An 8,135-nucleotide genomic window follows, 5' to 3' on the forward strand; every position below is an offset into this window, starting at 1 on the left:
CTCTTATCCTTTATGGATAGCAGAATATGGAGTAACTACTCCTCAAAGTAATCCTATTTGGTCTAGCTGGATAGGCTTCCAATATTCTGATGCCGGCTCTATAAATGGTGTAGGTGGAAATGTTGATTTAGATGTATTTACTGATTATATCCTTCTTTCTAATCACTCACCAATTCCTAACACACCAACCAGACCTTCAAATACAACTTCAAATAGTGGAAATGTAATTTATTACGTTGTACAACCTGGTGACAGCTTAAGTGAAATTGCTAGTAAATATAATACTACTGTAAATAGCTTAATCCAATTAAATAATATTTCTAACCCTAATTTAATTTATCCAGGTCAAACTTTAAAAGTATATTCTCAAAATGCTCCATCTTCTGGAGGCTTTAACAGCACTTATGTAGTTCAATCTGGTGATACACTAAGCGAAATAGCTGCTAAATTTAATACTACAGTTAATGAATTAGCTAGTATTAACGGCATATCTGATCCTAACTTAATTTATCCTGGTGAAGTATTAAAAGTATCTTCTTCTTCAAACTCTAATTCATCTTCAAGCAGTTATAATAACACTTATATTGTTCAATCTGGAGATACCTTAGGTGGAATTGCTGCTAAATTTGGAACTACTGCTGATTATTTAGCTCAAATTAATGGCATATCTAACCCTAATCTTATTTTCCCGGGCGAAGTTATTAAGCTTTCATCATCTGCTTCTACTGTAAGTAGAACTTATGTTGTAAAATCTGGTGATACTTTAAGCGAAATAGCTGCTAAGTTTGGAACTACAACAACAAACCTAGCTCAAATTAATGGCATAAGTGATCCTAACTTAATATATCCTGGACAAGTTTTAAAAGTGTGATTTCATTTAAATAAGTTATAACTTTATTTAAGGCAAAAGCATAAGGAGCCTTATGCCTTGCCTTTTTTGTTACATTATAATAATACAAATATATAAATAGTTTTATTAAATATTTCTATGAATTTATAAAGTTTTGTATAGCTAAAAACACCTTAACATCTATGCTATCATTTGAATTAAGAATCCTTTTTCCCTCTTCTTTTGAAATTAACATAACTTCAATATCCTCATCGGCTTCAAGATGTTCATCTGATATTTCCCCTGAACATGTACAGTAAACTAAAGCTACTGATTCATCTGTCATTCCTACTGAGATATAAACCTTATTTTTAGTTTTTTCATAATCTATTTCTATTAAATCTAATCCTGTTTCCTCTTTTAATTCACGCTTTACTGTTGTTTCAAAATCTTCTCCAGCATCTATTAATCCTGCTGGCAATTCATATACATAACCATTTATAGGCACTCTAAATTGCTTTATTATTACTAGCTTATCTTCTTCAATATGCTTTGCAATTATAACTACTGCATCTATTTTTTCTTCAAGACCATTAAAAAATTGATTGTTTAATGTATCTAAATCTTTTCTTGATGCTATAGTCCAATTTCTTCCTTCACCATTTTTATTAGTATATTCTGCATCATACATCTTTAAGAATTTTGTATCTGCTAATGTTTTAATTTTATTAACTTTTATTTTACTCATATCTTCTACTCCTATAAATCATTTATTTCTTAAATTATTGTTATTATTATATTAATTTTACCATATATTATTGTTTTATAAATCTAAGAATTATATAATAGATATACTTTTATAAAAAATCTAGGAGGTTGTCTTTTGAAAGAATTTAATAATAAATTTAAACAAAATATTTTATTAAGTACATATATAGTTATACTTGCATTTATTTTGCTTAATTTAGATTTTGTTACAGATTTTATTTTTGGTATACTAGGAATCTTTAGCCCATTTATCATTGCAATAGCTATAGCCTTTGTACTTAACTTATTAATGAATTTCTTTGAAACTAGAGTCTTATCCTTTATGGATAAAAGTAAGTCAAGTTCTATAAGAAGTTTAAAAAGACCCGTTGCTATAACAATTACATTACTAAGTATTATAGGATTATTTGTAGGACTAGTTATCTTTGTAGTTCCTCAATTTGCTTCGAGTGTTTCTACATTGCTTGATTCTGTACCACAATACATAAAATCATTTGAAAACTTATTAAGTGAATATGTAGATTCATCAGAGCTTTTCGCTACTCTTGCTAAAGAATTAATGGTAGTTTGGAAAGATCTTCTTCAATTTGGAGGTCAATTACTAGGAAATTCTCTTTCTAGTTTATTAGATATGACCATGACCTTTACTAATGGTGTAATTAATTTTATACTTGCTTTAATATTTGCAATTTATATGCTTTATAGCAAGGAAACTTTAATTAGACATATTAAAAAGCTTTTATATGCTTTTCTTGATAAAAAAACTACTGAAAGAATTTTAAGAGTTGGTAAAATATCTAATATTACTTTTTCAAAATTTATTACTGGTCAATGTGTAGAAGCTATTATCTTAGGATTTTTATGCTTTGTAGGTATGACTATTTTATCTATGCCTTATGCTCTATTAATAAGTGTATTAATAGGTGTTACAGCATTAATTCCTATCTTTGGAGCTTTTATAGGAACAGTACCTGCTATATTTATTATTCTTATAATAGACCCAGTTAAGGCACTTTGGTTTATTGTATTTATACTTGTTCTTCAGCAGCTAGAAAATAAATTGATTTATCCAAAGGTTGTTGGAAAATCTATAGGATTATCCGCTATATGGGTAATGCTTGCTATGATAGTTGGTGGAAGCAGCCTTGGACTTTTAGGAATGATTATTGGTATTCCTGTATTTGCAGTTTTATATCAATTATTAACAATAATAACTAATAAAAGATTAAATAATAAGAAAATAGATATTTAATTTAAAGGCTATGTTTTAAACCAATGTTAATATTGCACTGTTTAATTAATATTACAAATAAGTTTAAATCATAGTAATTTAAAAAATAACCTAGTAAGAATTTATATTCTTACTAGGTTATTTTATTTTACTTCAATGAGTTTTTAAGCTTTGACATAGCATAGTCTAATGCCATTTCTAAATTATTATTATTTTTTCCTCCACCTTGAGCAAGATGAGCACTTCCGCCTCCTCTTCCATCAATTAATGTTATGGCATCCTTTAATAATTCACTCATGCTTATTGCTTTTATATCCTTTGAAGATCCAAATATTAAGTTTGCTTTATCATCATTTATAGTAACCATTAACGCAATAGTCTTTTCATTTTCAACTATTTTTGAAACTAGCTTTTGAATATATTTTATACTTTCATTTTCATAAGTATTTTTAACTATTGATATATCACCTATTTTTTCTGATGACTCTACCATTTCCTTCATTTGATATTTAGCTATTTCTTCTTCTATTTTTCTGTTATTATCTAAAGCTTCCTTAAGCTGTAGATTTAAATTTTTAATACTATTTATTGCTTCTTCTTCATTGCTGCTTAAGTATCTACAAATCTCTGTTGCAAATTTATCCTTTTTAAGTGAATCTTCTATAGCTCTACTTCCTGCTATAAATTCTATTCTTGTTGCTTTTTTATTTTTTTCCCATCTTTTTATTTTTATCATTCTTAAATCTATTGTATATTTAGGATGAACTCCACAACAAGCATTAATATCTAAATCACCTATTTTTACTACTCTTATTTCTTCATTAGTATTAGGTAAATCTCTTCTTAAGTTAATCTTTTTAAGTTCCTTTTTACTTGGAGTTAAAAATTCTACTTCTATATTTTCACCAATAATATCATTTGCCATTTTTTCAGCTTTTCTAATATCTTCTGCTTCTAAAAATCCGTCTATATCTACAGTGCTTGTTTCTCCACCTAAATGGAAGCTTACTGTATTTGCGTTAAATAATGAGAAAAAGCATCCTGATAATATATGTTGACCAAAATGCTGATGCATTCCATCTTCACGATTTTTCCAATCTATTTCACATTTAACCTTATGTATTTTTATTGGTTTCTTTTCTACTATGTGATATACCTTTCCACCTTCTTCATAAAGGTCTATAACCTTATGCTCTCCAATAGTTCCAGTATCTCCGAATTGTCCTCCTCCCCCTGGGAAAAAGGCTGTTTTATCTAATAGAACGTGGAATCTTCCATCTACTTCTTTTATTTCTTCTATTTCTGCTACAAAGCTTCTTATATATTGATCCTTATAATATAATTTTTCCATTTCGATTCTCCAATCCATATTTATTTTAAACTGGTTAATATTTTAATTTTACAACATAATTTCATTTAAGTTAAGAGGTAATAGTGAAGAGTGAAAAGTTTAGATATTTAAAAGGCTTTTAAAGTTTATCTCTGGCTTTACAAACTATTAAAATATTTAATATACATAAATATACCCTTAAGCATATAACTAAAAGTACATTGCCTAAGGGTATTTTATAATTCTTTAATATAAACCTAATTTCTTTAAATCTTCTTCATGATAATTTACTACTAATGATAATGGGAATCCTATTTCCTTAAATAATCTTTCACAATTATCAAATCTACCTATATCATACCAAATATGAGCATCACTACTCATTATCACCTTAACTTCGTACTCCATACAAAGCTTTAATAATGTTCTATAATTATCCCACGCTCCTGCTCTATATCCATTTGGTTTTAATGATGAATTATTTACTTCTAATAATACATTATGCTCTTTTGCTTTCTTAACTATCTCTTCATAATCTAAAGGATATCTACTATCATCTGGATGAGCTATTATCTTTATATATTTATTTTCAATGGCCTTTATTACTGCGTTTGTATTTTCTGCCTTAGTTCCAAAGCTTACGCATGGTGGATGTAAACTTGCTATAACATAATCTAATTGTTCTAATACTTCTTCTTCTATATCTATGTTTCCATTATAATCTATAATATTAGCTTCTACACCCTTTAAAACTCTAATTCCATTTATATTATCCTTTATTACTCTTAGGTTATGAAAATAAAATATATGTGGACCTCCTGGCATATTAGGCCCATGATCTGCTACGCCTAATATCTTTATTCCACTTTCTATTGCACCTTCTACGTTTTCTTTTAATGTACTGTATGCGTGTCCACTAGCTAAAGTGTGACAATGTAAATCAATTAATGCTTTCATCTCGTTGCTCCTCTCTTATACATTATATTTCTCTAATACTAAAACTTTTATTACACTTAATATAATAAACTAAATATAATTACTAACTTATATAAATTTACTATTCTATAATAACTAATAAAATAGGCTACAATAAGTTTTACCTTACTATAGCCTTTAGTATATCATTTATAAAGCTTTAATTAGCTCTCTAGTAAATATACATAATTACATTTAAGATAAACTATCTAATTTATCTTTATTTTCCATTATAACTTCTATAAATATATCTGCTATTTCAGGATCAAATTGAATACCCTTGTATTTCTTTATTTCATCAATAGCTTCAGTATAAGTTTTTCTCTTATTGTATGGTCTATTTGATGTCATTGCATCAAAGCTATCTATCACAGTTAAAACTCTAGCTAAATAAGGTATTTCTTCTCCTTTTAAATTATAAGGATACCCCTGTCCATTATACTTTTCGTGATGATGAAGTATAAGTGGTGCTATATTTTCTAAAGATTTAACTGGCTTTATTATTTCTACACCATTTTCAGGATGGTTCTTAAGTATTTCCCATTCTTCATTTGTTAATGGCATTTTCTTTATTAATATTTCTTTTGCAATATTAATCTTTCCTATATCATGCATATATGCACCATAAACTAAAGAACGTTTGTCGTCTTCACTAAGCTGCATCTTTTCTGCTAAAAGTCTACTATAAAGAACTAATCTTTCACAATGTCCATATGTATATCTATCTTTTGCATTAATAACACTTATTAATGTTTTAATAGATGCAACTAATTCTACATCCTTTGCATCAATATCATTTTTCAAATCATCTAATATAGATGTATATGTTTCAACTCTATTTTTATTAAAGAATTTTGCTCTATATAATGCATCATCTGCACTTTTAATTAAAGTTATATCATCTGATGCCTTTTCTGGGTAAACAGATATTCCAATAGATGCTGTAACATTTTCATTAGGCTGATTTTCTTGACCATAAAAATAAGTAAGCTCTATCTTATTACGTATTTCCTCTGCAACTACAGTAGCTTCTACTTCTGTAGTGTTAGGTAAAATAACAGCAAATTCTTCCCCACCATATCTAGCTACTATATCCCCATCTCTAGCCACTTCTTCTAATATAGCCCCTATCTCCTTTAAGACATCATCACCTTTTTGATGACCATATAAGTCATTGTAATGCTTAAAATAATCTATATCTATAAAAATCAAAGAAACTGATGTATTTCTTTCCTTTGATATCGTTATTTTCTCTCTTAATGCTTCATGGAAATATCTATGATTATACACGCCTGTTAGTCCATCCTTATTAACTAACCCTTCAAGCTCCTTAATATGCTCACCTTCAATTTTCACATAAAACCCTAACGGCCAAGCTGTAAGTATAAATACACCTGCTAAAATTAAATCATTCTCAAAATATGAGTTTACTGCTATATTAGGGATACAAACAATATCTAATAATAAGATAAGTACTGATGAAATCCCTGCAATTGCCATACCACTACCAATTCCTGATTGAATTGTTGTAGTTGTTATTAGAAATAAAAATAAAAATTTATATTGACTTGTATGAGCTCCAGATATAATAATTGCTATTAAAAATACTATTATAAAAACAATATTTTCAATAAGCTGAATCATCTTGATATTTTTTTCATTTACCTTGTTATTAATTGAAAATGCCCATATAAAATAAATTGATACTAATAAAAATGCTACTATTCCTATAGCATTTAAATTATATTGATCATTTATAGACGTTGTTACAAAATTACCTTCTTTAAAAATATATTGAAAGAATACTATTGCAGTAAAGAATAATGATGATAATTTAACTACAGAAACTATATCATTTATTTGCTTTCGTTTATTATCTCCTATTTTATTCATATCTTATTACTCCATTCACTGTATATTTTAAAGATAACTCCTCAACTTATTAGGTAGAGCAGCTCTACTTATTAAATCATAACTTTCAAAACATTTCTAAAATAATAATAAAGACCGGAATTAACCGATCTTTATTTTTTACTCATCTCTTAAGCATTTTGGTTCTTCTGGTTGGTAGAAGCTCCAAGCACAAGCTGAAGTAGCTAAAACTGATGCAAATACTGTTGCAACTGCAGCTACAGCCATTAATACCTTATTATTCATTTTTCTCATATTATTCCCCTCCATTTTTTAAAATTTTATGTAAAAGAGCATCTAACTTTCCTAATATTGTGTGTCCTGATTTTGTAAGTGAAAATACCTGCCATAAAAGTCCTGCATAAATACATATACAATAACTTAAAAATGACACATTACTTGTAAAGTAATATAAACATATACTTACCATTGTAATAATCAGATATACACATAATATTATTATAGAGCTTCTTTTCAATCTTTTTCTTTTAGATTCTGTTTTTATAGGTTTACTTTTGCTGTCTACAGGAGCTAATTTATTAACTAAGTAAAAACTTAGTATAAATACTAATACCCCAAAAACTGTAGTGTTAATAATATTTAATCTGTTAACAGGAATCATTATTGGAACTATAATACATATAAATGTTCCTATTAATGCACATATTCCTGGTGAAGTTGCATGAACACCACCTGAAGATTTTCTTAATATGCTAATTGCAAAGGACATAATTAATGCTTCTATTAAAACATCAAATATAATACCAAAAACTACAACTAATAAAATTGATATAACAGTTTGTAGTAATGCAAATATTCCATATGCAATAACATCTTTTTTATCTTTATCATATTCTAAATCTGTTGCTACTTTATTAGCAATTGATTCAGATATTTTACCTAAACTAAACATTGTTCATCTCTCTTTTTAGCACATATTTTATAATAAACTAAAACTGTTCCTGCAAAAACAAATAATGAAGGTACTCCATAAATAGTTTTTAACGCAGGGTTTTCAAAAATTCTAATCATCATTTCTTCTTGGAAAATACATTGAAGTAAAAATATATTTACCCCTTCACATACAAATA

Annotated in this window: 8 protein-coding genes and 1 pseudogene; 2 read left to right on the forward strand and 7 right to left on the reverse strand. The window is 27.5% G+C overall.

Annotated elements, in window-relative coordinates:
* The coding region (locus ACRDBA_RS15405; RefSeq protein WP_438573817.1) for a LysM peptidoglycan-binding domain-containing protein at positions 1-871 on the forward strand (871 nt) is incomplete at its 5' end.
* A 115-nt stretch (positions 872-986) separates the two neighbouring features.
* Here the strand turns inward: ACRDBA_RS15405 and ACRDBA_RS15410 are convergent.
* Positions 987-1,577, reverse strand: a complete 591-nt coding sequence (locus ACRDBA_RS15410; RefSeq protein ID WP_438573818.1) for an NUDIX hydrolase — start codon at positions 1,575-1,577, stop codon at positions 987-989.
* Positions 1,578-1,712: 135 nt separating this feature from the next.
* On the opposite strand from ACRDBA_RS15410, the gene ACRDBA_RS15415 reads away from it, so the two are divergent.
* Entirely contained in the window at positions 1,713-2,849 is a 1,137-nt protein-coding gene (locus ACRDBA_RS15415; protein WP_438573819.1) for an AI-2E family transporter, read from the forward strand.
* A gap of 127 nt (positions 2,850-2,976) precedes the next feature.
* On the opposite strand, the gene ACRDBA_RS15420 is transcribed toward ACRDBA_RS15415, so the two are convergent.
* The 6 genes and pseudogenes from ACRDBA_RS15420 to ACRDBA_RS15445 all read right to left on the reverse strand — a co-directional run.
* Positions 2,977-4,179, reverse strand: a complete 1,203-nt coding sequence (locus tag ACRDBA_RS15420; RefSeq protein WP_438573820.1) for a DHHA1 domain-containing protein — start codon at positions 4,177-4,179, stop codon at positions 2,977-2,979.
* A gap of 225 nt (positions 4,180-4,404) precedes the next feature.
* A complete protein-coding gene (locus ACRDBA_RS15425; protein ID WP_438573821.1) occupies positions 4,405-5,115 on the reverse strand; it encodes a phosphatase in 711 nt (236 codons plus the stop codon).
* Positions 5,116-5,328: 213 nt separating this feature from the next.
* Positions 5,329-7,026: an HD-GYP domain-containing protein gene (locus ACRDBA_RS15430; protein WP_438573822.1), complete on the reverse strand. Its 1,698-nt coding sequence runs from the start codon at positions 7,024-7,026 to the stop codon at positions 5,329-5,331.
* 138 nt (positions 7,027-7,164) lie between these two features.
* Entirely contained in the window at positions 7,165-7,290 is a 126-nt protein-coding gene (locus ACRDBA_RS15435) for a cyclic lactone autoinducer peptide (RefSeq protein WP_438573824.1), read from the reverse strand.
* A 10-nt stretch (positions 7,291-7,300) separates the two neighbouring features.
* The gene (locus ACRDBA_RS15440; protein WP_438573823.1) at positions 7,301-7,957 is read right to left on the reverse strand and encodes an accessory gene regulator ArgB-like protein; all 657 of its coding nucleotides are present in this window, start codon (positions 7,955-7,957) and stop codon (positions 7,301-7,303) included.
* A pseudogene (locus ACRDBA_RS15445) lies at positions 7,945-8,135 on the reverse strand (hypothetical protein); the annotation flags it as partial. The pseudogene ACRDBA_RS15445 and the gene ACRDBA_RS15440, both read right to left, overlap by 13 nt.

The sequence above is a fragment of the Clostridium sp. genome (assembly GCF_051654825.1).
Taxonomy (GTDB): domain Bacteria; phylum Bacillota; class Clostridia; order Clostridiales; family Clostridiaceae; genus Clostridium.